Source organism: Exiguobacterium sp. BRG2, assembly GCF_031844245.1.
Taxonomy (GTDB): Bacteria; Bacillota; Bacilli; order Exiguobacteriales; family Exiguobacteriaceae; genus Exiguobacterium_A.
This window is the reverse complement of sequence record NZ_JAUZUW010000003.1, coordinates 171,411-197,176: the sequence shown is the minus strand read 5'-3', so window position 1 is coordinate 197,176 and position 25,766 is coordinate 171,411. Positions and strand designations below refer to the sequence as shown.

Below are 25,766 nucleotides of genomic sequence, written 5' to 3'. Positions count from 1 at the left end.
TCTTCAGCTAAACTTCAGATGAATATGTTACAACTAACAATGAGGTGAATGATATGACACATATTTTGATCGCAGAAGATGAATACGATATCAGGGAACTACTAACAGAATTATTGAACTCCAATGGATACATTGTATCTAGCGCGGCAAACGGCATGGAAGCCTTACAACTTTACCGATCGGGCTCTTTCGATTTAATCATCTTAGATATCATGATGCCTTTCTTCGATGGTTTTGAGGTTGCACGCGACATTCGTAAAGAATCACAAACGCCGATTATTTTTTTAACCGCTTTGCAAGATGAGGAAAACCAGGTGAAAGGATTTGATCTCGGAATCGATGATTACATCGCAAAACCATTTTCCCTTCGCATCTTACTTAGACGGATCGAAGCCGTTATCAGGCGCATTCAATCGAATGAAGCAGAATCACTCTCATTTCGAGAGATTACCCTTTTTCCATCAAGCTATAACGTATACGTTTCTGGAAATCCGACGACATTAACACTTAAGGAATTTCAAATTCTTCATTTATTACTCGAACATCCCGGCCGTGTACTCGAACGAGAACAGCTGATTCAGCAACTTTGGGGGTTTGATGCCCTTGGCGATACACGATTCTTGGATACACATATTAAAAACCTACGAAAAAAAATAAACGTACCTTATATTCAAACAGTAAAAGGAGTTGGCTATAAGCTTGAAGCACCTAGCTAAACGTCAAGGAATCACTGCTAAACTATTTTTTTTAACGATGAGCTTACTCATCGTCGCTGTCCTCTCGACGGTTGGTTTTCTATATGCCTCGTTGCCTTCGTACTATCAGTCCTATCGAGAAGAACAATTTCACTCGACGATGGCATCTATTAAACTAAAAAGTAAAGATCGTTCAATCGAAGAACTCATCCCATTGCTTGATCAACTGACAGACAAAGGGATTCGTTTTTCACTGTGGACGGAGGACGATCAACTCTTATATGCACCCGATTTTCGTCGCGGACCGATTCGTCGCACTACCGATAACTCTCCTACCGGAACGATCCAAGCCTCCCTTCCACTTCAACTGAACAGTCAAACGGTTACTCTCGATGCGGATCAAATGATTCAACCGATTGATGAAGTGAAAGCCGTCTTGTTGAAACTAGCTCCTTATATCGTTTTTCCGCTTCTATTATTAGCCGGTCTTGCTGCCTATCTTTATTCACGTACCATTTCTCGACCGCTGATCTCCATCAATCAAGCGACGAAGGAGTTAGCGAATTTAAACTTTGCTGTCCGAACCCATCATCACTCAACGGATGAACTGGGTGATCTATCAAGAAATATCAATCAACTCGCCACCACACTCGAGGCGACGATGGATTCTTTACAAGCCTCCAATGAACGCCTTCGTCTTGAAGCGGAAAAAGATCGAATACGTGATGCAGAACGAAGACAGCTATTCCTCGCTATCTCACATGAGTTAAAAACACCTGTTACGATCATCAAGGGTCAAGTCGAAGGGATGCTCTTGAATCTCGGAATCTACCGAGACCGTGATTACTATTTGGAGCGTGCTAGTCAGGTGATTGAAAATATGGAACGTCTAATTGCATCGTTGCTCGAAGTCGCCCGTGTCGAACAAATGGCACTTCATTTCGAGGAAACGAATCTTCGTCTGTTACTCGAACAACAACTCGATCAATTCGGACAACTTATTCATGATCAGCAATTACGTGTGATCTCACCTAAAGGAGACTGGAACGTTAACACGGATCGTCACTTGTTGGAGCGCGCTTTTCATAACGTATTAATGAATGCCATATCGTATACGGCTCCGGGTGGAACGATTCTAATCGAGACGACCGGAAAACAAAATGGTGTGGTGCTAACGATTACGAACTCACCGACTATTCAAGATTCAAGTGATACTGCCGCTTGGTTCCACCCCCTTACACGCGCCGAACAATCGCGAAATCGAATTCATGGCGGTAGTGGTCTCGGACTATATTTGGTACACCAAATCATGGATCGATTAGATTTAAAGACTACTTTGACTGGAACACCTGATCAGGTACGATTCACGACGTTTTTTGAAACTACTTCTTGATTTCTACTTGCCAAAGAAGTAAAGAATCCGCTATACTCCTTTAAGTTAACTAGTTAACTCAAAGGAGGTTTTTTTTATGTCATCTCAACAAGAAGATATTCTCGGACAACTGTCAAAAGTCGCCCGACTCGTCAAACGAGACATCGATGCCACCCTCGCTCAATATTCGTTACACACTGGACAATGGGCACTCTTGAAGGCTGTGTCTTTACTTGAACCAGTCTCACAGGTCACCCTGTCGAAATATTTAGTCATCGAAAAGCCAGCCGTCACAAAAACAGTCGCTCGATTAGAAGAATTAGGATTCATCTTTCGTCAGAACGCAGGACGTCATCGCCTGGTCGAATTGACTTCACAGGCACGCGACTTATTTCAGACGATTGATGCATCCGTCCAACAAGCACATCGTATATTTTTGGATGAATTATCGCCAGAAGACCAGTCTTCCTTAGAGCGCCTGATGACTCAGCTACTTCTTACCCATCGCCCGGTCGAACAGGAGGAATCATCGTGAATCGTTTATTTCACCGGCATTACGTGACGACATTACTCGTCAATCTCTTATTATTCATAACGTTTTACTTATTAAATGCATCCCTGCCTCTACTCGCCGCTCAAAAATTCGAGGTTTCACAAGGATCACTCGGATGGGTCGTGACGGCATTCGTACTCGCAACGGTCTGTTCACGTCCGTTGATTGGTCATTGGCTCGATCGGTACGAACTGAAACGGATGTTACTATTATCTGCTAGTCTGTTTACTCTCTTTAGCTGTCTCTACTTGATCATTCTGCCGATTGAATCATTCAGTTTATTGCTCATCATTCGTGTGTTACATGGGTTCAGTTTCGGTATGATCTCTTCTTCACTGAGTTTAAGTGTCACGACGTTGATTCCTAAGCATCGTCAGGGTGAAGGAATGGGTTACTTCGTCCTCTCGATGAATCTCGCTTCCGTCCTCGGTCCTGTCATCGGATTGACGTTGATTGCTCATGATGTCATGGTCTGGTATTTCATGATAGTTGCTCTACTCGCCATCTGTTCATTTCTTTTCATGATCCGTTTACCATTGACGAGCAGTCATATTCCGCAAACGTCACCATTTCGGCTCCGTCAATCGCTTTTCTTAGACAGTCCTGTCTTGTTGCTAGCTACAAGCTTTGCGGGAATTGCGATTTCCAGTACGTCTGCATTTATCTCCTTGTATGCCGACTCCATTCACCATGTGACGTATGCCTCTTATTTTTACGGACTGGCTGCGCTCGGTATGGTCGCCATTCGTCCACTAGCCGGAAAACGGTTTGACCGAAAAGGACCAGCTTCCGTGCTTATTCCATCCTATGGTCTGTATGCGGTCGGATTTCTAGTACTTGGATTCTTTCCAACGCTTTATGGTTTGTTGTTCGCCGCCCTCATCATCGGCATCGGCTCCGCCTCCATCTTCCCAGGATTGCAGACGGTCATGCTGACGTATGCAGCTCCTGAACAAAAAGGCAAAGCCATCTCTACATTTTTCCTCGCCTATGATAGTGGCTTTGGCATCGGTGCTTTCCTGCTATCGGGCATTGCGGCTAAGACTGGATACTCGAATATGTTTTTGATCTGCAGTCTCGTCGTCGTCAGCAGCGGTCTCTTATATGTGTATTCGAGACGTTCCTCCGCTACAGCAACCAATCAGGACATCGCCTCATAAGTAAAGAAGGGACTTCTCAACGATTGATGAGAGTCCCTTCTTTTAATACATTCATTTCGTTTCTTCAACGAGCCGGTATGGTCTGCCCTTCAACGATAGGTTTCTTTTCGACGAACCGTTGTTTTTTCAGTTCAATGATTTGATCGGCAGCACGTGCGACTTCTGCTGAGTGTGTCACTGCGATGATGCAACGATTGGCATCATGCGCTAGCTGTTGAAACAAACGGATGATTTCCGTAGCTGTTTTTTCATCGAGTGCCCCTGTCGGTTCATCCGCTAATATGATCGGCGCTTCTGTCGCTAGAGCGCGCGCGATGGCAACCCGTTGTTGCTGACCACCACTCAACTGTAATACGTTCTTTTTCGAATGTATTTCATCGATTCCGACCTGTTCCAGTAACTCAAGAGCTCGGTTCTTCTTCTCCTTAACCCGTCGTCCACTCAACTCAAGTGCGACAATGACATTATCAATAGCATTCATATAAGTTAATAAATTAAAGGATTGGAAGACAGTCGCTGCATGACGCGATCGATACGTCGTCAGTCCGATTTTTCGCAATTCACGTCCTTCATACTGTATTTGTCCTTCCGTTGGTGAGTCTAGTCCACTGAGTAAACTTAACGCAGTCGTTTTACCGGAACCTGATTCTCCAAGAATTGCATAAAATCTTCCCGCCTCGAACTGCATCGATACCTCATTTAAGATTCGTTGTTGCTTTCCTGCTGATGTATACGCATACGACACCTTCGTCATTTCTAAAGTCGTCATCTGATTAATCCTCCCGCAATAAGATTTCTTTTGGATTCATTCGTAATAAGATAAGTGACGGTAATAAAACGGATAAAAAGACAATTAGACTACCGATTTGAACGACTTGTGCTAGTGTCGACCAGTCAATTTTCGTCGTCATCTCTGTAATTTGAGGAATACTAGCGAGGAGTTGTTGTCCTTGACCACCCGGACCTCCACCTGGACCTCCAAATCCATCCGTCGTAGCCGAACTTGCCGCTTCTGTCACTTCTCGGTTTAATAATTGATCGGTCATGAATTGTGATGTCATTCCTCCCGTCGCATACGTTATGAGAAACGCAACTGCCGCAATCGCAAATGTTTCAACTAATAATTGACTCATCAGCTTCGATCGTTTTTCACCCATTGCCATCAAAATCCCCATCTCTTTCCGGCGTTCACGTACAGATAACAAAATCAAAAGTGCCAGAATCAAACCACCTGCGATACTAACGAGATAGACGACTGATTTTGAGAAGGAAGCAACTTGTTCAATTGGTCCGACCATTTTTTGGTAAGCCGCATCATTCGCATCCAACGTGAACGTATCCCAGTCCACTGATGAAACCGATTTTGCTTTTTGTTTGAACGCCTCGACTTCAGACGGATCCTTTAAAGAGTAGACAACACTTGACGCACTCACTGTCCCATCCTCGGTAACAAAGTCGGCAAGCGTCTCATTTGAAACATACATTTGATTCATCGGATCCATGAACCCCGCAGCACGGAAACTTGCGTCTGAACTCGCATCTGTCGATGAAGAAAGCCCGATGATCGTCAGTTTTTGTGTTTGATTCGTCGTCGTCGATTTCAGTTTGAATGTATCTCCTACTTTAAGATCGTTTTCAGTTGCTAGATTTTCATCGATGACAACACTATTTTCTTTCGCATCAGACGTCAATGCTACGCCATCAACAATTTTTAATGTTCCATTCGAAAACGAATCAAGTAACTCCATATTCGTCACACCGTTCAACGAGAAGTCGGGCGTCGTCATTCCCTCTGGCATTTCACCGCCTGGTCCACCATCCGGTCCACCACCTGTATTCGTCGACTCACTTTCGATCGGTTCAATATCACTCGCAGTCGCGGTCGCTTGCGAAAGATAATTAGTCGACTTGACTGCATCTAGTTGTTCGATCGCTTCAACTTCTTTCATCGAAATCTTAACTTCTTCTGGTCTTCCTCGTTCTCCAGAAGCTTGTCGCTCCTGCATTTGTTTTTGTCGGTCGACTTGTAACGTCACGGTAGCTCCCAGTTCTTTTCTTGCTTCATCTCCAGCTGATTTTGCAGCATTCTGAATCGCGAATCCTGATAGAACCAGCGATCCAATTACCGTTAAAATAATCAACATGATCATCGTCTTGCCCTTTCGAGCGATGATACTCTTCCCAGCCCGTTTCAAAAAATTCATATGTCCTGTTCCTCCTTTTATCGTCTGCATTCATCGTATGAAACGAATCTGTAGCTCGACTGTAGTTCAACTGTATATTGAACGAAGAAACGCTATGAAACAAAAAAATGCAGTTCTTTTCAGTTAAGAAAAGAACTGCATTTTACTTTTAATCTGAAAATAGGTAACCGTGGAATCTTCATCATGATCCATGTCCCATTCCATTATCTAATTATGCGCGAAGTTCCGCATTGAATGTTTCTTTCACTGCATCTACGACTCGTTGTTGCGCTGTCGTGATTTCTTCATCGACTAACGTCCGTTCCTTGTTTTGATAACGGAGGGAGAAAGCAAATGATTTTTCATTCTCTCCGACGTTCTCACCCGTATAGACATCGAACAATTCGATCGTCTGTAAAAGTGGACCGGCTGCTTCCGTCATGACATCGATGATGGATTGCGCCGTCACTGATCGCTCGACGACGATTGCTAAGTCACGTGTCATCGATGGGAAACGTGAGATTTCCGAGTAGACCTGTTCCTCTTTCAAACGCAGTGCCATCGCCTCTAATTCGAAGACGTACACTTCTTTTAGACCATACTGTTCTTTTGACAGACCAGGATGCACTTGACCAACGAATCCAATTGCTTCTCCGTCAAGCAGAACGCGCGCCGTCCGTCCTGGGTGCATCGATGGAATGCTCGCTGCTTCGAACGTCAACGTGACACCAGACGCAGATGCGAGTGTCTCGACGATTCCTTTCATGACGAAGAAATCTGTTTTGACAAGTGTTCCATGGGCCCGGTGTTGTTCCGATACACCGACTGCGACGCCACCGATCATTTCTTGTTCGATCGGAAGTGTCTCAAGTGACGCATCCCGTTGCAGATAAACACTGCCGAGTTCATAAAACGCAACATCGGCATGCTGTCGTGCGACATTATGCTGCGCGACCTCAAGGAGTCCCGGAATGAGGGACGTCCGCAGTGTCGAACGTGCTTCACTGATTGGCATCGCCAGTTTAACCGGATGCAAATCTTCCCGTTCATTGAATTGCATCGCGCGTTGTTCGCTCGTCAATGAATACGTGATCGCTTGTGAGAGACCCGCTCCCTGCAATGTCCGGCGTAAATGACGACGATGGATGTTCCGTTTTGGTAAGAAACCACGGCTCGCTTCAGACGGTAAGCTTGAAGTCAGGGCATCATATCCATAGAGACGTGCCACTTCTTCCGCTAAATCAGCTGGAATTTTCAAGTCTTGGCGACGAGTCGGTACGCTGACCGTCAAAGCATCACCCGATAACTCAACACCGAGACCAAGACGTTCGAGTAACGTTTGCATGACCGTTCCTTCAATTTCCATACCGAGACGATGATTGATGTACGAGACACTCGCTTCAATCAAATGATCGTCAATCTCGAGCGTTCCGGCTTGAGCGACACCGGCTTGAACCGTTCCACCCGAAAGTTCAGCAATCAAAGCTGCAGCACGATCGAGTGCTAACAAGACACGACGTGGGTCGACACCTTTTTCAAAACGCGCACTCGAGTCAGAACGGAGTCCAAGAACACGGCTCGTCTTCCGGACAGAAATCGGTGCGAAATAAGCAGACTCTAAAATGATCGATGTCGTATTTCCGTCCACTTCGGTATTTGCTCCACCCATGACTCCAGCAAGCGCGACCGGGCGTTCTCCGTCTGTGATGACGAGCATCGAAGAATCAAGTGTCCGCTCGACTTCGTCTAACGTCGTGAATGACTCCCCTGCACGTGCTTGACGCACGACGATTTGTTTCCCGAGTTTTTCCGCATCGAATGAATGAAGCGGCTGACCTGTTTCAAGTAAAACGAAGTTCGTCACGTCGACGACGTTGTTGATCGGACGAATGCCATTTGCAATCAAGCGGTTTTTTAACCAAGTCGGTGATTCTTGAATCGTCACCCCTTGGATTTCTCGAGCCGCGTAGAACGAGCACTCCTCTGAATCAAGCGTTACTTCTACTATCGTCGCTGGCTCTGCTTCTTTGACTTCAACGACCGGGAAAGTCGGTGTCGTGTCATAAAGCGCGGCCACTTCGTGTGCGACACCATACATGCTGAGACAGTCCGACCGGTTCGGCGTTAACCCAAGTTCGAGGATTTCATCGCGTAGACCGAGTAATTCTAGAACATCTTGTCCCGGTGTGACTGGTTCACGGAACGTGTGGATTCCGTCTTGCTCATCTTCTCGGATGTATTTCTTTTCGAATCCGAGTTCTTCGAGTGAACAAATCATCCCTTCCGAGACGACACCGCGCAATTTGGCACGTTTGATTTTAATCCCTGGCAAGCGGGCTCCGACACGCGCGACGATGACATCTTGTCCTGCTTCGACATTCGGTGCACCACAAACGATCTGGACCGGTTCGTCTTGTCCGATGTCAACTGTCGTGACGTTCAATTTATCTGCTTCTGGATGTTTTTCTTTCGTTAACACACGTCCGACGACGATGTTGTTTAACGCTTCATCCCGGACATCGACGCCTTCGACTTCGATTCCGCTCTTAGTAATCAAATCAGCCAGGTCTTGTCCTGATGTATGACTGACATCCACATATTCGTTCAACCATTGTTTTGAGACTAACATCTGCGTTCCCCCTTAAAACTGTTCGCTGAAGCGAACGTCATTCGTATAGAAGTGGCGAATATCATCGACACCGTATTTCAACATGGCAATCCGTTCGATGCCCATCCCGAATGCAAAACCTGACATTTTCGTGCTATCATATTCGGCCATTTCGAGAACGTGAGGATGAACCATTCCAGCACCTAGAATTTCAATCCAACCTGTCTGTTTACAGATGTTGCACCCTTTACCGCCACATTTGAAGCACGAAACGTCGACTTCGACGGACGGCTCCGTGAATGGGAAGAAACTTGGGCGTAAGCGGACTTCACGTGCTTCACCAAACATCTGCTTCGCGAAGGCTTCAAGCGTTCCTTTTAAGTCAGCCATCGAAATCGATTCTCCGACGACTAGTCCTTCAACTTGCATGAATTGGTGCGAGTGCGTCGCATCATCTTCATCCCGGCGATAGACTTTACCTGGGCAGAGAATACGGATCGGTTCCCCTTTAGAAGCGAGCATCGTCCGCGCTTGGACTGGTGACGTATGCGTTCGCATCAAAATTTCTTCCGTGATGTAGAATGAATCTTGCATATCACGTGCTGGGTGATCCTTCGGTAAATTCAACATCTCGAAGTTGAAAAGATCTTGCTCGACTTCTGGACCTTCCGCAATCGTATAACCGAGTCCGACGAAGATGTCTTCGATCTCATCTGACACCTGTTGCAAGAGGTGCGCATGACCGACCTTTTTCGGGCGTCCTGGTAATGTGACGTCAATTGCTTCCGCTGCCAGTTTCGCATCCATCTCCTGCTGTTTGACAGCTGTCAAACGTTGTTCGAGTTGCTCTTGGATCGCTTGACGAACCGTATTCGCGATCTCACCGACGACTGGTCGTTCTTCCGCTGATAGCTTACCCATTCCTCGTAATACTTCCGTGATTGGTCCCTTTTTCCCGAGATACTTGACTCGGACGTCATTGAGATCTTTTTGTGTTGTTGCCTGATCGACTAATGTCAACGCTTCATCGCGTAATGCTTCTAATTGCTCGCGCATCTTTCCCACTCCTTTAGTTGAAGATATAAAAAAACGTCCCTCCGGCAAATGCCGAAGGGACGATGTAAACACCGTGGTACCACCCTTGTTTGACTTTTCAATCGAAAAGTCCTCCAATTGCGCGATAACGGGCGCATCCCGTCACGATCTCTCGTGCGACTCCGGAGTGAATTCGGTTAGCAGATTCACGAAGCAGTTTTCAGTCTATGACTGCCTCTCCCTGATTGAATCATTCCCTAACGTACTCTGTTCCATCAACGTCCGTGATGTATTCCTGATGTTCACTTTAGCATGAACGCCTGTCGGTTTCAATCCACGCTTGCAAAATGATAGAGCAAAATGCCTGCTGCTACTGCCGCATTCAATGACTCCGCTTTACCACGGATCGGGATGTAGGCACGCTCATCACAGTAAGAAAGCAACTCTGGCGCCACGCCTTGTGCTTCGTTCCCGATAATTAAACCGAGAGCATCCATCGGTGCGATCCCTTGATAAGACGTCGCTCCTTCTAACGCCGTGCCGATTACCGCAATCCCTTGTTCATGCAAGGCATTGACTGCCTCTTCGAGTGGCATTGCGATAACAGGTAAGTGAAATAGCGATCCTTGTGTCGCACGGATGACTTTTCCGTTATAGACGTCAACCGTTCCCGGTCCGACGACGACACCATCGAATCCAGCTGCGTCAGCTGTTCGAATCATCGTCCCGACGTTTCCGGGATCCTGCAAACGATCGAGTAGTAAATAACGTCCTCGCTCTAATTGTACCGAAGCTTGTTTCATCTCACAGACAGCGAAGATACCTTGCGACGTTTCCGTCTCAGCCAGTACTTTGATGACGGCTTCATCGATCGTAAAGACATCGGCGTTCCGTTTCCAAGAACCGGGTACTTGATACGATTCACGCACGATCAATTCCTTGACGATTCCAGCGCGAACAGCCTCTTCAATCAAGTGTTCTCCCTCAATCAAAAAGCGATTCGTCTGCAGACGTCCTTTTTTCGTTAAGAGTTTTTTCCATTGTTTAACGATTTCGTTCTTTGCTGATGCGATGTGCTTCATTGTTATATTACCCCTCGTAGATCGCTTGGACAGTCTCCGCATCAAGACGTTTTGTCACAGCAACGACTAAATCGACGGCTGCTTCGAAATCGGCCTTATGCATGATTGAGACGTTCGTGTGCAGATAACGAATCGGTACAGTCAATGCAAGTGATGGAACACCTGTATTCGATAAATGGAACTTCGCTGCATCCGTTCCGCCACCTGGTGTTAAGTCCAGTTGATACTTGATATTTTCTTCTGTTGCGACTTTCGTCACGAAATCGATCAATCCGCGATGTGCGATCATCGACGCGTCGAACATGATGACTTGAACGCCTTCACCTAATTTCGACAATGCTTCACGATCGGTCATTCCTGGCGTATCACCCGGGATACCTGTATCGACAGCAAAGGCGATCGATGGTTTAAGCAGGTGTGCGACAGTTTGAGCCCCGCGTAACCCGACTTCTTCCTGAACAGTCGCTCCTGCGAAAATCGTGTTCGGATGTCCGTCTGCTTTTAAGCGTTTGATTGCTTCGATTGCGATGGCACAACCAATCCGGTTGTCCCACGCTTTTGCCATCAAGAAGTTCTCATTTTTCATCACAGTAAATTCGCAATGTGGAACGACCGTATCACCCGGACGAATTCCCCAGCTGTCGACTTCGTCTTTCGATGAAGCACCGATATCGATGAACATCTCTTTAATGTCGACCGGCTTATTGCGCGCTTCCGGTGGTAAAACATGAGGTGGTTTTGCGCCGATTACACCTGGGATGACTTCACCAGATGATGTCACAATATTCATACGCTGCGCCAAGAGGACCTGACCCCACCAACCGCCGAGTGGTTGGAAACGAAGGAATCCTTTTTCATCGATCTTCGTGACCATGAATCCGACTTCATCCATGTGACCAGCAATCAATACACGTGGTGCATCTTCACCTGCGCCTTTATGTTCAGCAAACAGACTACCGAGACCATCTTGGTGGAATGCTTCTGCATGGGGTTCTAGATATTCACGCATGAGGCTCCGGACTTCCTTTTCATTTCCCGGTACACCTGTTGCGTCCGTGAGACGTTTTAGCATATGTAATTGTTCATTCATCTGATTTCCTCCTTAGTAACCGTTGTCTTGTCGTACATGGTTTGCTTCATTTTTAGAAATGTAAGCCTTGAAAATCATATCCTGTGTAAAACCTAGTGTAGCACCTAATGCAAGGTATGCACCAATCAAAACATCATAACTTTGTTCCGTCCGCGAAATCGCGAAGACGTTCGTTTTATTATAGACGTCTAAAAAAGCATCCGTTGCCGTTAAATAGAAGTCACCTTCTGCAAAATGACTCTTCTTATACTCAAGTGCTAGACCTAGTGAGAGTAGAAAATGGACGCCATCGACATATTCCTCAAGAATTGTGACTTGAGCGGATGGTCCCTTGTTCGACCAGAACTTGAAGCAACGTGTCTCGTTCGCAAGTTCACCGAGTTCGACCAATAAGGCAAGCAGACGCTCGTCGAATTGATTGCCTGTTAATTGATGTTCTGACTGAATCCGTTTATCCAACTGTTCTTGCATCTCAAAAAGTGTCAACCAATCCATCTTTAATTCTCCTTCTATCTAAAAAAATCATATGACCGTCTCATCGACGTGCCTTCTTATTTTATCATTAAATCGAAAAAAACGTCGGAGAATTAAATTCCCCGACGAATTGTAGAACTTAAGCGTTCAATTTTGCTTTTGCTGTGTCAGCAAGTGAAGCAAATGCAGTTGCATCTGTAACTGCGAGGTCAGCGAGCATCTTACGGTTAACGTCGATACCTGCTAATTTAAGACCATGCATCATGCGGCTGTAAGAAAGACCGTTGATACGTGCTGCCGCATTGATCCGAGTGATCCAGAGGCGACGGAAGTCACGTTTCTTTTGACGACGGTCACGGTAAGCATACATGAGAGATTTCATGACTTGCTGTTTCGCAACCTTGAAGAGTGTATGTTTCGAGCCGTAGTAGCCCTTAGCTAATTTGAGTTGTTTTTTACGACGTTGACGAGTCGTATATCCGCCTTTTACGCGTGGCATATAAATTCCCTCCTAAATCTGTATACGATTGGATAAATTACTTCGCGATCATGTGACGGATGCGTTTGAAGTCACCCGTAGATACCATGCTAGCTTTACGTAATTTACGTTTCGCTTTTGTTGATTTGTTACCGAACAAGTGGCTTGTGTAAGCACGACCACGTTTCAATTTGCCAGAAGCAGTACGTTTGAAACGTTTAGAAGCACCGCGGTGCGATTTCATTTTAGGCATGAGAGATTCCCTCCTACTTCGATTCGATTAGTCTTCTTTCTTAGGAGCAAGCACGAGGAACATGCTGCGTCCTTCCATCTTCGGTCTCTGTTCCACAACACCGAACTCACTTAAATCCGTTGCGAGGCGTTCGAGAACGCGTTTACCGATTTCCGAGTGAGTGATGGCACGACCGCGGAAGCGAATGCTCGCTTTCACTTTGTTACCATTCTCCAAGAATTTCTTCGCATTACGGAATTTCGTTTGGAAGTCGTTCTCCTCGATCGTCGGGCTAAGACGAACTTCTTTCATCTGAATCACTTTCTGATTCTTCCGAGTTTCTTTGTCCTTCTTTTGCATCTCGAAACGGTATTTACCATAGTCCATGATCTTACAAACTGGCGGTGTCGCTTGTGGAGCGACCATGACGAGGTCAAGTTCCGCTTCCTCTGCGAGACGTAGCGCTTCGTTGCGTGATTGGACACCTAGTTGAGCACCATCCGCTCCGATAAGACGAACTTCCCGGGCACGGATGCTTTCATTGATTAACAGATCTTTGCTAATGGTTAGCACCTCCATCGTGCATTGCACGAAAAATGAATGATAGAAAACGCTATAAAAAAAGCGTCGGCAGTTTTTCCCGCCCACACTCATAAGGAACGCCAAGGCACAGCATTTGCTATACATTGCGTATCTTCATGATGAACCAGTACGAGTGATCATACATGGTGAGAAGCGGGATGCTTCTGCTTTGTTGTCATTTCACTTTGCTATCATAGCACTTGTTTTCCCGTGATGTCAAGCCGCTTTCTATGTTCTTACAGAACGTTGCTCACATACTTGATTATAATAGCAATCCTTTGAGCGATAAGCAAGAAGTTTCTAACCAGTTTTTCACGGGTACATTCATAACATGAAAAAAGATTCAGAACATTCGCAAGCAAAAGTGTTTATTTAGAATGATTATTGTTTTATAATTAATTTAATCTTACATAAAGGGGAGAATAACAGATGACTGAAAAACGATTAACGACCAATCAAGGTGTCCCAATCGGAGACAACCAGAATTCACGTACGGCTGGACGTCGCGGACCAACTTTATTAGAAGACTATCAATTAATTGAAAAGATGGCCCATTTCGACCGGGAACGTGTACCTGAGCGCGTCGTACATGCTCGTGGATTCGGTGCTCACGGTGTCTTCACTGTCAAAAATTCAATGAAAAAGTACACGAAAGCTGCGTTTCTACAAGAAGAAGGGACAGAAGTTCCTGTCTTCGCCCGTTTCTCGACTGTTATTCACGGCACGCATTCTCCAGAGACGCTCCGCGATCCACGTGGATTCTCTGTCAAGTTCTATACAGAAGAAGGAAACTGGGATTTCGTCGGGAACAATCTTCCTGTCTTCTTCATTCGCGACGCCATGAAATTCCCAGATATGGTCCATTCTCTCAAACCAGATCCAAGAACGAACATTCAAGATCCTGACCGTTACTGGGACTTCATGACACTTCGTCCGGAATCGACGAACATGCTCATGCACCTTTTCACGGATGAGGGTATTCCTGCAAGCTACCGTAAAATGCGTGGTTCTTCCGTTCACTCATTCAAATGGGTGAATGCACACGGTAATACGGTTTATGTGAAACTACGCTGGGTACCAAAAGCTGGTGTTCATAATCTCTCAGCAGAAGAAGCGACAGAGATTCAAGGAAAAGACTTCAACCATGCTTCAAACGATACGTTCCAAGCGATTGAAGATGGCGATTACCCGGAATGGGATCTGTTCGTACAGGTACTTGATCCAGCTGACGTCGATCAGTTCGATTTCGATCCGCTCGATGCGACAAAGGATTGGTTCGAAGATGTCATCCCGTTCCAACACGTCGGTACGATGACATTGAACAAAAACGTCGATAACTATTTCGCTGAAACAGAATCAGTCGGGTTCAACCCAGGTGTCTTGATTCCAGGGATGTTGCCATCTGAAGATAAGTTGTTACAAGGTCGCTTGTTCTCTTACTCGGACACACAACGCTACCGTATTGGCACGAATTATCAACAACTTCCAATCAACTGTCCGTTTGCACAAGTGAACAACTACCAACGTGACGGTGCAATGCCGGTCGGTCAGCAAACGAGTCCGGTCAACTACGAACCGAACCGTTATCAAGAAGAACCAAAAGAAACACCCGAGTATACGGAAGAAAATCAACCGTTGCTTGATGATAAACATGGTCGTCTCGAAATCGAGAAGACGAATAACTTTGGTCAAGCCGGAGAAGTATACCGTCGCCTGACAGAAGAAGAGCAAGCAGCTCTCTTGAAGAACCTCGTCAACGACCTTCAGCAAGTGCGTCATGAAAATACGGTCCTGCTCGCAATCTGTAACTTCTATCGTGCTGATGCATCACTCGGTCAGAAGCTATCAGAAGCTTTACAAGTCAATATCGAACCGTTCCTGCAACAAATACGTTCATAACGCAAAACGAGCACCCTCGACGCTAGTCTTGGGTGCTTGTTTGTGTCTTAGTATGGAATAAAATCGTAACGCTCTGCCGTTTTATACGTGAACTCGTTCAGTTTTTTGAATAAGACGATTTGATCGAGTCCAACCTGCTTGACTGTATTTTGTTGCATGTAACGTTTTTGTTCTGCTGTAAACGTATTATAAATGGGAGAATAGCCGTTGCTTTGGAACGGTTGCATTTGAATCGCACGATCCGCGTCTTCCAATCGATTGTAGCGAATCGTCCCTCCGACAACTCCTCTACCGAGAATCGTCATCGCTTTCCCATCTGCTCGATGCACGTTTCGGATCGTATTGTAACGGACCGTTGGATTCTTCCAGTTCATCATCGAAATCGCATAATCCTTCGTTCCGTCAATCGTATTTTTTTCAATCCGGACGTTCGTGTGTAATTTGTTTTCTGTGTATTGATGTGTGCCGATCGCCACATTGATGTTACGGAACAAGTTATTACGAATCGTGATGTCTTCATTTGGAGTGCCATCTTGATTCGACCACTTCCAGTTGAAGCCCTTCGTGATTGGATCTGGAGTATCGAGATTAATCGATTCATTCGGACCTGTATTCGGTATCATGACAGCATCGACGAATTTCATGTTTTCGATGACTGCCTTCTTCGTCGCATCAAGTTCCATCGCATGTGAACCCTTTTGATTCCGTACTGTGATGCCGCCGATATATAAGTTTTGATTATGGGCAATAGCGAAAGCCGAACCACGCGCATATCGATTCAAGTCGATCTGTGCATTCCCCTTACCGATGAGTTTAACGTTCTGTGAACCGTTATATTTGCCAACTTTTTTATTCAGACGCAAAACCGATGGCGCAACGAAATCAAAGACACTCGTCGTCGAACTAATCTTTGTCGTCCCTGTCTCTGTCGTCTTTTTGATGATGACACCATCCTCTAGGATCACCGTCGTATTGGACGGGATACCAACACGTAACGGGGACAGATACGTTCCCTTTGTTAGAACGAGGGTGCCTCCCCCTTCTTTTTCAAGTCGTTCCAAATAAGAACGCATCGTATAATGATTGCGTGTCTTTGCATTATAGGTCGTATATTTACGGATTGCTGGGTCAATCGCTTCTGTTTTTGGTGTAATCCGGTACGTCTTTTTAGTCGTCGCCGCATCTGCTTTTCCCGGATGAACACCTATTAAAAGTGAAAAGGCGATGAAAACAGCAAGAGTCGTCTGTTTCATTTTTCTGTAACTTCCTTCCTACCCTTCAAAACATTCTATCCCATGAAGGTTTATTATAGAATTTATCCAATTAAAGGAAAAATGATTTTCGGTTATGTTGGATAGATGTAGCTGGATGATCTACCTTTATCATCGGCTTGTTGCTTCCTTCTTTTAAGAATCACATCACAAAAAAAGTCCGCCCTACATCAGCAGGACGAACTCTTTCATGAGGCTAGAATTATTTTGAACGGTTTGCGATTTCTTGCTCTAAATCTGCAACGAATTGTTCGAGTGATGCATTACTCGAGTCTTTTGAACCGTAACGACGAATGTTGACTTCGCGTGATTCAACTTCTTTGTCACCTAAAACGAGCATGACGGGTACTTTATTGACTTGTGCTTCACGAATACGATAACCGAGTTTCTCGTCACGGAAATCTGTTTCGACGCGGATTCCCTTTTTCAACAGGATCGCTTTGATTTCACGGGCATAGTCTTCATGAACGCTCGAGACCGGAATCAATTTCACCTGAACCGGTGCGAGCCATGTTGGGAATGCGCCTTTGTATTCTTCGATCAAGTAAGCAACGAAGCGTTCCATCGTTGATACGACACCTCGGTGTAAGACGACTGGACGGTGATCTTGTCCGTCGTTCCCTTTGTATGTCAATTCGAATCGCTCTGGTAAGAGGAAGTCGAGTTGGACTGTTGAGAGCGTCTCATCTTTACCAAGCGCTGTCCGAACTTGAACGTCAAGCTTTGGTCCGTAGAAGGCGGCTTCGCCTTCTGCTTCGAAGTATTCGAGTTCGAGCTCATCCATTGTTTCTTTCAACTCACGTTGCGCCATTTCCCAGATCGCATCGTTGTCGAAGTACTTCTCTTTGTCCGCTGGGTCACGGTATGAAAGACGGAATTTGTAATCCGTGATCCCGAAATCAGCATAGACTTCTTGAATGAGATGAACGATGGCTTTAAACTCTTCTTTCATTTGGTCAGGACGGACGAACGTATGTCCATCGTTAAGAACCATGTAACGAACGCGTTGAAGACCAGTCAAGGCACCAGACATTTCGTAACGGTGCATGCCACCAAGCTCCGCGACACGAAGTGGTAAATCACGGTACGAACGTGGTTCGTTCTTATAGACCATCATATGATGTGGACAGTTCATCGGGCGAAGAACGAGTTCTTCATTGTCCATCTCCATTTTCGGGAACATGTCATCTTGATAGTGATCCCAGTGCCCCGATGTTTTGTATAGATCGACTGAACCGAGGACCGGTGTATAGACGTGCTCATACCCAAGTTCGAGTTCTTTATCGACGATATAACGCTCGACTGTCCGGCGGATCGCTGCTCCTTTTGGTAACCACATCGGGAGTCCTTGACCGACTTCTTGAGAAGTGAAGAACAATCCAAGTTCCTTCCCGAGTTTACGGTGATCCCGTTCTTTTGCTTCAGCGAGGAAGTGGAGGTGTTGTTTCAACTGATCTTTTGTTGCCCATGCTGTACCGTAAATCCGTTGTAACATCTTGTTTTTCGAATCACCACGCCAGTAAGCACCAGCAATGCTCATCAATTTGAAGACTTGTAGCTTCGCTGTCGCTGGAACGTGTGGTCCACGGCATAGATCGAAGAATTCGCCTTGACGGTAAATCGTCAAATCCTGATCAGCAGGAATCGACTCGATCAATTCAACCTTCAACGGATCATTGAGTTCTTTATAGATGGCAAGTGCCTCGTCACGCGAGACGACTTCTCGTTCGATCGGCAAGTTTTCACCGGCAATTTTATTCATCATCTTCTCGATTTCTGGAAGGTCCTCTTCTGTCAGACGACGTTCCATATCGATGTCATAGTAAAAACCATTCTCGATTGTCGGTCCAATTCCAAGATGAATCGTTTCATCCGGATACAGACGTTTGATGGCTTGTGCCATCAAATGAGCTGAAGAGTGACGAATCAAGTCGAGCCCTTCTTCTGAATCCGGCATGATCAATTCAATTGTACCGTCCTCTTCGATTGGACGACGGTAATCGATGGCGTGCCCGTTCAATTTAGCAGCAAAGGCTTTTTTACGAAGACCTGGGCTGATCGAAGCTGCCACTTCTTCAGCTGTCGTGCCGGCTGCAAATTCCTTTACGGCGCCGTCTGGAAATGTAAGTGCGATGTTTGACATGACTGTTTCCCCCTTTTACAAAATAAAAAAAGACTCATCCCTAAAAAGGGACGAGTCTTAATCTCGTGGTACCACCCTCGTTCCCGGACCATGTACTGGTTCGGCTCGAACACGCGTTAACGGGCGTGAGGCGCAAACGGATTAGCCCCGTTCGTGCTATGAGGGAGTAAAGACATGAATGATGCCATGAGAAGCTTCCACCGTTCTTCTCTCGCTAGTTTGGTTCATTTCATACTCCATATCCTCAATCGTTGCATCGTCTATTGACGTGTCATTAGTATAACGAATCCGTTGCTTCCTTGACAAGGAAAATTAGTAGCGACGTCGATTTTCACCAAGGAACTCGATTGGTTGCGTCGTCGTCCGGATTCGTTCCATCAGTCGTGCAGCCTTTAACTTATCGCCTTGATCGTTCGTGATTCCGAAATGGAGCTCGAGTTCATCATAAGATAAGTTCGAGCTGAATAATGTTGGCAGACGATGCATCATGCGATACTGCAAAATGATCCCGAACAATTCATCCCGTACCCACGGGCTGATCGATTCAGCACCGATATCGTCAATCAACAAGACTGGAATCGTTTGAAATCCTTCGAGGAATGTATCGAATGAGTCAGACCGAATCCGCCGTTTCGCTTCAGCGACAAACCCCGGGGCATGGACAAGAATCGTTGCAATCCGTTCTTTTTTCAAAGCATTCCCGATCGCAGCCAAGAGGTATGTTTTCCCGACGCCAAAGCTACCATGAAGGTATAATCCCTTGACCGTCTCCTTCGAGCGGAGATGATTGAGGAACTGAGACGCCGCACGCAAGGCAAGCTTACGGTCCGTCGTCGATAAGTCAAAATCACTGAAGTTCGCATCGCGGACTTCATCCGGCAGGAACAGGCTCTTAAATTTCTTCTCAAGCGCACGTTCATCCTCTCGGTCTTTTAACGCTTGCGACTTCTCATACGAGACGACGATCTGTCCTTTTTCGACGTGCAGGATCGGCTGGTACCCTTCGATGACTGCTTTACTTTCAATCAGTCGATTTCCGTCCATCTGTTCCGCATATTCATTCAATTTGAGCATGCCCCGCTCGATCATCCGTTGATCGATCTCCGGATGTGTCCGCAAGAACATGACGACACCTGGATGAGACAACACTCGTTGTTGAATCGCTCGAACCGATTCTGCGACGTCCGGTCGACTTAATATTTTTTCGATAGATGATTGGATATGTTCCATGTCTCGACTCCTTTAGTTCCCCTTCAGTTCTCGTAAGATCCGTTCCATTTCTTCATCATCTGGAACATCTGCTTCGAAACTCGCTTTTTTAGAGGCTTCGTACTGCTGCTGTTTTGCTTTCTCTTCTTGCAACCACTTCGGATTCGGACCGCCATTCGTGTTGCTTGTCCGTCCCCGGCGACCACCAACAGTTTGACGCGCACGTTCTTGTTTTTGCTCCTGCTTTTTTGAAATCAACTCATCCTGCTCCTGCGTCTTCGCTAATGCCTCGGATGCCGTCACGTATCCCTTCTGTTTCCAATCATCAACGATCGATAAGAGGAAGTTCTTGCTGAAGCGATTATCTTTTTTGATGACGAGCGCATAGTAGTACGCAGCATTGACGATCCCAGACGACATCTCATAATCGATGATCAATTGTTGGATCAATTCTTCATCCCGTTCAGACAACGCTTTGACCTTTCGCAACTTCGCTACATAATGCTTCGGATGGGTGCTTTCCATCGTCTCCGTCGCTTCGATGTCTCCGACCTCGATCGTGTCTAGTGAGGCGACCTTCGCTTTTTTCTCCCGGCTGAGTTTTTGTTTCGCTGACAACATCATCTGTTTGCAGCGTTCTTGCTTCTCAGCATCGGTCATCGGCAAGTACGCTTCGTGACGGAAACGGGCATTCAACAGTTCCGCCATCAATGCTTCATTCGACTGCGTGACGTAAGCAAGCTTCACGAGCAGATGATCGATTGCCTTTGAGTAAAATGTTCGTGGCAGGAAACGATCGGTCTGTCGCTTCATCTCTTCTAGATCAAAAGAATAGTCGAATTCATATACCGCACGTTCCTGTTTCGCATAAGCTTTCGGCTGATGAGCGGAAGCAAGACCAGCTTTTACGTCGAACACTTGATCAAATCGAACCGTCCGATCAACGATGTTCTTCGGAAGCGGCTCCGTCCGAAAACGATGCTGTAACGACCGGAACCGGATTTCACCGACGCGATAGAACAGCAGACTCGATAACACCCCGTCATTCAAGAAGGTGTTCGGCGCGAGCGGAACCCGGATTTGATAAATGTAACGATACGCGGCTTGGCGCGCTTCGAACGTTCGAATCAACCCGATCCCTTCTAGCTTAAATAACTCTTCCTTGAACTCATCGACGGAAAACCCGAGTAGTGTTCCGAGTTCCGCATGGGAAATATACTGGGATTTCGTTTTCCCTGGGATCATCTCACTCCAAAACGTTTGATAGAGCCCAAGCGCTTTAACACCGATAATCGGCTGGTACAAATAATATAAAGATTGATAAGCTTCACGGTCGACGACACCATTGCTCATCACTAAGCAAAGGTCGGTACCGGAAAGTTCACGTTCTATCATCTGACTCGTCCTTTCCTTAGGGAGAAAAAGAGAGGTGCGCTGACCGGACAGACGACCTCTCTTATATCACGTTCAATTCTCACGGTCATTTTCCTGATGTCGCTCCATCAGTTCAGAGAGCTCTTGGAAAAAGACATTGATGTCCTTAAATTGTTTATAAACGCTCGCAAAGCGGACATATGCCACTTCGTCAACGGATGCTAGCTCATTTAATACGAGACGTCCGACCTGCTCACTTGGAATTTCATGCTGAGCTGTCGCTCGTAATGCCTTTTCGACCCGACTGACGACTGTTTCTAGCTGTTCAATCGAAATCGGTCGTTTTTCACAGGCACGCACTAATCCGCGTAGAATTTTCTCGCGATTGAACTCGTCACGCGTTCCGTCTTTCTTTACGATGATTAAAGGGGTCTGCTCGACCATTTCGAATGTCGTAAAACGATAGCCACAAGACTCACATTCACGTCTTCTTCGAATCGAACCGAAATCCTGGACTGGTCTTGAATCCAGTACTTTTGTTCCGTTAAAATTACAGGCTGGACAGCGCATGCCGTACCTCCGTTCACGTGATTTCTTTTGTTCCAATCATCTTTAATCGATACCCTGCATCAAGTGATGTATAGATTCGCTCAATTTGTTTCTCGAGATCAGGTCCGAGAAGACTTTCACGGTGTAAGAAGAGATCGACGGCAGTACGTCCGCCTGCCACCATGATGACTGTCGCAAGTCCATCGACTTCTTTTAAGGTAAAAGCGAGTTCTCCACGTTCCGCGTCAACACGACGAACCGTTCCGCCATCTTGCTTTAAGATATTTTCTAAACCAGCAAATAACATCTCCACAGTTGCTGCGTAGTAGTGTGTGCGTAGGTTTTCGTTTTTATGTGTATCGGATGTCTCTAGCTGTTTTTGCAAACGTTCCTTCAGTCCCATGGTCATCCTCTTTTCTTTGTTTCTTCTACTATTAAGAATAACAGACGTCAGACATATTAAAAAGCCCTCGTCTGAACGACGAGGGCTTGACGAATTCGTGTGTATTGTCAGTTGACGTGCTGGACAGTAGCCGCTGGGACTTGAACAGGTCCCATACCACGTGGAATTTCGACATTTTCACGGATTTTTGCATCAAGCTTTTCAGCAATGTAGTTCGCTGCGATGGCTGGATCGATCCGATCCCCACAAGTAAAGACATCAACCGATGCATACCCGTGCTCTGGGAAACTGTGAATCGTTAAGTGCGATTCAGAGATAATGACGACGCCACTGACGCCGTGTGGTGCAAACTTGTGGAATGCTACTTCTCGTACTTCTGCACCTGCTTGAAGTGCTGCGTCAACGAAAAGTCGTTCAACGAATTCCATGTCGTTCAATTTTTCAGGATTACAATCCCAAAGTTCTGCAATAATGTGTCTTCCCATAGTATCCATTTGTGGATCCCCCCTACATTCAATGGTCTTCAAAGTAGTTGATCACTTACTTTGCGCCTGAGTCGTTCGCACCCACGGGGGAAAGTTAGTCCAGAGAGGTCCTAACCCTTTAAGCTGCGATTGCCAGACCGATTGAAGTTCACGATTTGAATTATAGCGAGTATCAAAAAGATACACAAGGATAAATTTCAAAAATTAATATATTTTAAGAAAAAAAACGGGACAGCCCCCGTCATTGCTGGGATCTGCCCGTTATAATTAATTCAATTCAAGTTCTTTTTCAACGGTTCCCATCGCCTCTAAGTGTGCCGAGACGAGGTGTACGAGATCGACGACGCGGCATGAGTAACCCCACTCATTATCGTACCAAGCGAGGACCTTCACCTGACGACCACCCATGACCATCGTCGAGAGCCCGTCGACGACTGTCGAACGTTCTTCTCCGTTAAAGTCGATTGAGACGAGCGGTTCCATCGTCATTCCGAGAATGCCCTCAAGCGCACCGTCCGCTGCTTTCGTGAAGGCTTCGTTCACTTCAGCGACCGTCGTATCCCGACTGACTTCGACGACGAGATCGACGAGTGATACGTTCGGTGTCGGAACACGAAGCGCGAGTCCATTTAATTTCCCTTCCAAATGTGGCAAGACGAGCGCGATCGCCTTTGCCGCGCCTGTCGACGTCGGAATGATCGATGAGCCGCATGCCCGGGCGCGCCGTAAATCCTTATGCGGGTTATCAATGTTATTTTGATCGTTCGTAAACGCATGAACCGTCGTGACGAGACCGGATTCGATTCCGAATGCACGGTCGATGACTTGTACGACAGGTGCGAGACAGTTCGTCGTACACGATGCGTTCGAAACGATATCATCCGTTTCATGATCATACATGTCATCATTGACACCCATGACGATCGTCCGAACATCGCCTTTAGCAGGTGCCGTGATGACGACCTTTTTTGCTCCTGCCACTAAATGCTTTGCAGCGCCCGTATCCGAATTGAACTTCCCTGTTGCTTCGACGACGATATCGATGCCGAGTTCCCCCCACGGCAATAATTCAGGATTGCGTTCACTGACAATTTGAATCTCTCTTCCGTCAACCATCAACGCCCCATCGATGATGTCGACCGGGTAATTGAATTTTCCGTGTACCGTATCATACTTGATTAAATGCGCGAGTGTTTCGACTGGATAACTCGCATTGATTGCTACGACTTCGCTTTTCCCCTCAGCGATCAGACGTCGAAAGACCATTCGACCAATTCGACCAAAACCATTGACTGCCACCTTGACTCCCATGTGCGGATCCCCCTTCAATGTGACGGATGTAGCTCCGTTTACAGATAGAACTATATCACGGAATGTAAGCGATTTCATTATGTTCTCTAAAAAAAGTGAGAGAAGATGGAAACTTCTCTCACTTCATGTTTTTCATAACTTGTCATCATTTGCATCAATCACCATACCGACTTAACCACTCATCGATTTGTTGGTATAACGAATCAATACTACCGTCATTGAAGAATACATCATCTGCAAGCTCTTTTTTCTGTTCGATGCCGAGTTGCGCATGGATACGTGCATACGCTTCTGCTTCTGATAAATCATTACGTTGCATCAATCGTCTTAACTGCATATCTTCTGGGCAATAGACGACAACGACGCGTTCGAACAGGTTTCGCCAATCCCCTTCTAGCAGTAACGGAATATCAAATACGACGAGAGAATGTCCTGAACGTTCATAGGCATCTGCTGCTTCGAGCATCTGTTGTCGAATACTCGGGTGCATCAACTGATTCAATTGTTGTCGTTTTTCACTATCTTGAAAAATGATTTGTCCGAGCTTTGGACGGACAAGACATCCTTTTTCAAACGCCTCCGGGAATGCCAGTTGGACTGCATCATATGCTCGCCCTCCCGGCTCAACAACTTCTCGCGCAATGAGATCCGCATCGATGACCGCTATTCCTTTTTGTTTTAAATAGCTAGAAACCGTACTTTTACCGGTTGCGATACTCCCTGTCAGACCGACTCTCATAAGGCAACCTGTTGGCACGTCGGACAGAAATGTGTTCCCCGTCCACCGACTTTGATTTTTTCGATGGCTGTACCACAACGAGGGCACGGTTCCCCTTTTTGACCGTATACCGCAAGTTGAAGCTGGAATTCACCTTTTCCTGACGGCGAGACATAACTCCGGATCGTACTTCCTCCTGCTTCCACCGCTTGTCGTAAAACGTTGACACCGGCTTGATGAATGCGTGAGATATCATCGAGTGTCAAGGCGCCGGCTTTCGTCAACGGGTGGACGCGTGCAGCATGAAGGGTCTCATCGACATAGATGTTACCGAGACCAAGGAAGATGGACTGGTCGAGCAGTGCCGTTTTGATTGGACTTCTCTTTTTACGAATTAAATTCTCCGCTAACACTTCTGCTGTAAATTCCGGATCAAACGGTTCACGCTCCAGTTGTGCCAGTGGAGCAGTCTGCATCGCTGTTTCCTTATTACGTAATTCCATCGTTCCGAACTTCCGAACATCATTATAGTGAAGTTCCGAACCATCCGTGAAGCGGAAAACGACATGCGTATGTTTATCCCGTTCAACCGGTTGTGGATACGGGAAGTACTTTCCTTCCATCCGCAAATGGCTGACGAGATAAAAACGATCAAAATCAAAGAGCAGGAACTTTCCGCGACGTTCGACGCGTTCGATCCTTTCTTGATGTAAGGCATCTGCAAATGGCGCCACTTCCATCCCCCGAATCATTTTCGGATGGTAGACTTTGACGGAAGAGACTGTCTTTCCAGAGACCGACCGTTCTAAACTGCGGCGAACGGTCTCGACTTCAGGTAATTCAGGCACATCTATTCCTCC

Annotated in this window: 25 protein-coding genes; 5 read left to right on the top strand and 20 right to left on the bottom strand. The window is 46.2% G+C overall.

Going from position 1 to position 25,766, the window contains the following annotated elements:
* Positions 1–53: 53 nt before the first annotated feature.
* The 4 genes from Q9R23_RS06040 (at position 54) to Q9R23_RS06025 (ending at position 3,780) form a co-directional block, all read left to right on the top strand.
* Positions 54–716, top strand: coding sequence for a response regulator transcription factor (locus tag Q9R23_RS06040; protein WP_214852922.1), 663 nt, complete (start codon positions 54–56; stop codon positions 714–716).
* Positions 700–2,088: a sensor histidine kinase gene (locus tag Q9R23_RS06035; protein WP_311246609.1), complete on the top strand. Its 1,389-nt coding sequence runs from the start codon at positions 700–702 to the stop codon at positions 2,086–2,088. Before Q9R23_RS06040 ends, Q9R23_RS06035 begins: the two co-directional genes overlap by 17 nt.
* Positions 2,089–2,164: 76 nt before the next feature.
* Positions 2,165–2,602, top strand: a complete 438-nt coding sequence (locus tag Q9R23_RS06030) for a MarR family winged helix-turn-helix transcriptional regulator (protein ID WP_290780511.1) — start codon at positions 2,165–2,167, stop codon at positions 2,600–2,602.
* Complete coding sequence (locus tag Q9R23_RS06025; protein ID WP_311246608.1) at positions 2,599–3,780, top strand: MFS transporter; 1,182 nt, start codon at positions 2,599–2,601, stop codon at positions 3,778–3,780. The genes Q9R23_RS06030 and Q9R23_RS06025 overlap by 4 nt, the downstream gene beginning before the upstream one ends.
* Positions 3,781–3,844: 64 nt before the next feature.
* Here the strand turns inward: Q9R23_RS06025 and Q9R23_RS06020 are convergent, their stop codons facing one another.
* The 10 genes from Q9R23_RS06020 to infC form a co-directional block, all read right to left on the bottom strand.
* Complete coding sequence (locus Q9R23_RS06020) at positions 3,845–4,549, bottom strand: ABC transporter ATP-binding protein (RefSeq protein WP_311246607.1); 705 nt, start codon at positions 4,547–4,549, stop codon at positions 3,845–3,847.
* 4 nt (positions 4,550–4,553) lie between these two features.
* A complete protein-coding gene (locus tag Q9R23_RS06015; RefSeq protein WP_290780502.1) occupies positions 4,554–5,984 on the bottom strand; it encodes an ABC transporter permease in 1,431 nt (476 codons plus the stop codon).
* 211 nt (positions 5,985–6,195) lie between these two features.
* On the bottom strand, positions 6,196–8,592 hold the full coding sequence (gene pheT / locus Q9R23_RS06010; protein WP_311246606.1) for a phenylalanine--tRNA ligase subunit beta: 2,397 nt from the start codon (positions 8,590–8,592) through the stop codon (positions 6,196–6,198).
* 12 nt (positions 8,593–8,604) lie between these two features.
* Positions 8,605–9,627, bottom strand: coding sequence for a phenylalanine--tRNA ligase subunit alpha (gene pheS / locus Q9R23_RS06005; RefSeq protein WP_056062640.1), 1,023 nt, complete (start codon positions 9,625–9,627; stop codon positions 8,605–8,607).
* A 308-nt stretch (positions 9,628–9,935) separates the two neighbouring features.
* Positions 9,936–10,721 (bottom strand): TrmH family RNA methyltransferase, encoded by a 786-nt coding sequence (locus tag Q9R23_RS06000; protein WP_396136359.1) that lies wholly within the window; start codon positions 10,719–10,721, stop codon positions 9,936–9,938.
* Complete coding sequence (locus tag Q9R23_RS05995) at positions 10,696–11,778, bottom strand: M42 family metallopeptidase (protein ID WP_214852903.1); 1,083 nt, start codon at positions 11,776–11,778, stop codon at positions 10,696–10,698. The genes Q9R23_RS06000 and Q9R23_RS05995 overlap by 26 nt, the downstream gene beginning before the upstream one ends.
* Positions 11,779–11,790: 12 nt before the next feature.
* Positions 11,791–12,273, bottom strand: a complete 483-nt coding sequence (locus Q9R23_RS05990; protein ID WP_214852896.1) for a dUTP diphosphatase — start codon at positions 12,271–12,273, stop codon at positions 11,791–11,793.
* A gap of 118 nt (positions 12,274–12,391) precedes the next feature.
* Positions 12,392–12,751, bottom strand: a complete 360-nt coding sequence (gene rplT / locus Q9R23_RS05985) for a 50S ribosomal protein L20 (protein WP_012371057.1) — start codon at positions 12,749–12,751, stop codon at positions 12,392–12,394.
* A 37-nt stretch (positions 12,752–12,788) separates the two neighbouring features.
* On the bottom strand, positions 12,789–12,983 hold the full coding sequence (rpmI, locus tag Q9R23_RS05980) for a 50S ribosomal protein L35 (protein WP_023469015.1): 195 nt from the start codon (positions 12,981–12,983) through the stop codon (positions 12,789–12,791).
* A 27-nt stretch (positions 12,984–13,010) separates the two neighbouring features.
* Complete coding sequence (infC, locus tag Q9R23_RS05975) at positions 13,011–13,541, bottom strand: translation initiation factor IF-3 (RefSeq protein ID WP_029342318.1); 531 nt, start codon at positions 13,539–13,541, stop codon at positions 13,011–13,013.
* Between the two features lie 432 nt (positions 13,542–13,973).
* Between infC and Q9R23_RS05970 the strand changes: the two genes are divergently transcribed.
* On the top strand, positions 13,974–15,443 hold the full coding sequence (locus Q9R23_RS05970; RefSeq protein ID WP_311246604.1) for a catalase: 1,470 nt from the start codon (positions 13,974–13,976) through the stop codon (positions 15,441–15,443).
* A 47-nt stretch (positions 15,444–15,490) separates the two neighbouring features.
* On the opposite strand, the gene Q9R23_RS05965 is transcribed toward Q9R23_RS05970, so the two are convergent.
* From Q9R23_RS05965 to mutM, 10 genes are all read right to left on the bottom strand, one after another.
* Positions 15,491–16,696 carry a glycoside hydrolase family protein gene (locus Q9R23_RS05965; RefSeq protein ID WP_311246603.1) on the bottom strand — a complete coding sequence of 402 codons (1,206 nt, stop codon included), beginning with the start codon at positions 16,694–16,696 and terminating at the stop codon, positions 15,491–15,493.
* A gap of 220 nt (positions 16,697–16,916) precedes the next feature.
* Entirely contained in the window at positions 16,917–18,857 is a 1,941-nt protein-coding gene (thrS, locus tag Q9R23_RS05960; RefSeq protein WP_290783199.1) for a threonine--tRNA ligase, read from the bottom strand.
* 312 nt (positions 18,858–19,169) lie between these two features.
* Positions 19,170–20,087 (bottom strand): primosomal protein DnaI, encoded by a 918-nt coding sequence (gene dnaI / locus Q9R23_RS05955; RefSeq protein ID WP_035406319.1) that lies wholly within the window; start codon positions 20,085–20,087, stop codon positions 19,170–19,172.
* 12 nt (positions 20,088–20,099) lie between these two features.
* Complete coding sequence (locus Q9R23_RS05950; RefSeq protein WP_290754639.1) at positions 20,100–21,461, bottom strand: replication initiation and membrane attachment family protein; 1,362 nt, start codon at positions 21,459–21,461, stop codon at positions 20,100–20,102.
* A gap of 72 nt (positions 21,462–21,533) precedes the next feature.
* Positions 21,534–22,010: a transcriptional regulator NrdR gene (gene nrdR / locus Q9R23_RS05945; protein WP_035406313.1), complete on the bottom strand. Its 477-nt coding sequence runs from the start codon at positions 22,008–22,010 to the stop codon at positions 21,534–21,536.
* Between the two features lie 13 nt (positions 22,011–22,023).
* Positions 22,024–22,392 (bottom strand): hypothetical protein, encoded by a 369-nt coding sequence (locus Q9R23_RS05940; RefSeq protein ID WP_214852878.1) that lies wholly within the window; start codon positions 22,390–22,392, stop codon positions 22,024–22,026.
* A gap of 107 nt (positions 22,393–22,499) precedes the next feature.
* Complete coding sequence (speD, locus tag Q9R23_RS05935; protein ID WP_023469024.1) at positions 22,500–22,886, bottom strand: adenosylmethionine decarboxylase; 387 nt, start codon at positions 22,884–22,886, stop codon at positions 22,500–22,502.
* Positions 22,887–23,144: 258 nt separating this feature from the next.
* Entirely contained in the window at positions 23,145–24,188 is a 1,044-nt protein-coding gene (locus tag Q9R23_RS05930; protein ID WP_214852875.1) for a glyceraldehyde-3-phosphate dehydrogenase, read from the bottom strand.
* A 154-nt stretch (positions 24,189–24,342) separates the two neighbouring features.
* Entirely contained in the window at positions 24,343–24,927 is a 585-nt protein-coding gene (coaE, locus tag Q9R23_RS05925; protein WP_311246602.1) for a dephospho-CoA kinase, read from the bottom strand.
* Positions 24,924–25,754, bottom strand: a complete 831-nt coding sequence (gene mutM, locus Q9R23_RS05920) for a DNA-formamidopyrimidine glycosylase (protein ID WP_290754636.1) — start codon at positions 25,752–25,754, stop codon at positions 24,924–24,926. The genes coaE and mutM overlap by 4 nt, the downstream gene beginning before the upstream one ends.
* Between the last annotated feature and the right edge of the window lie 12 nt (positions 25,755–25,766).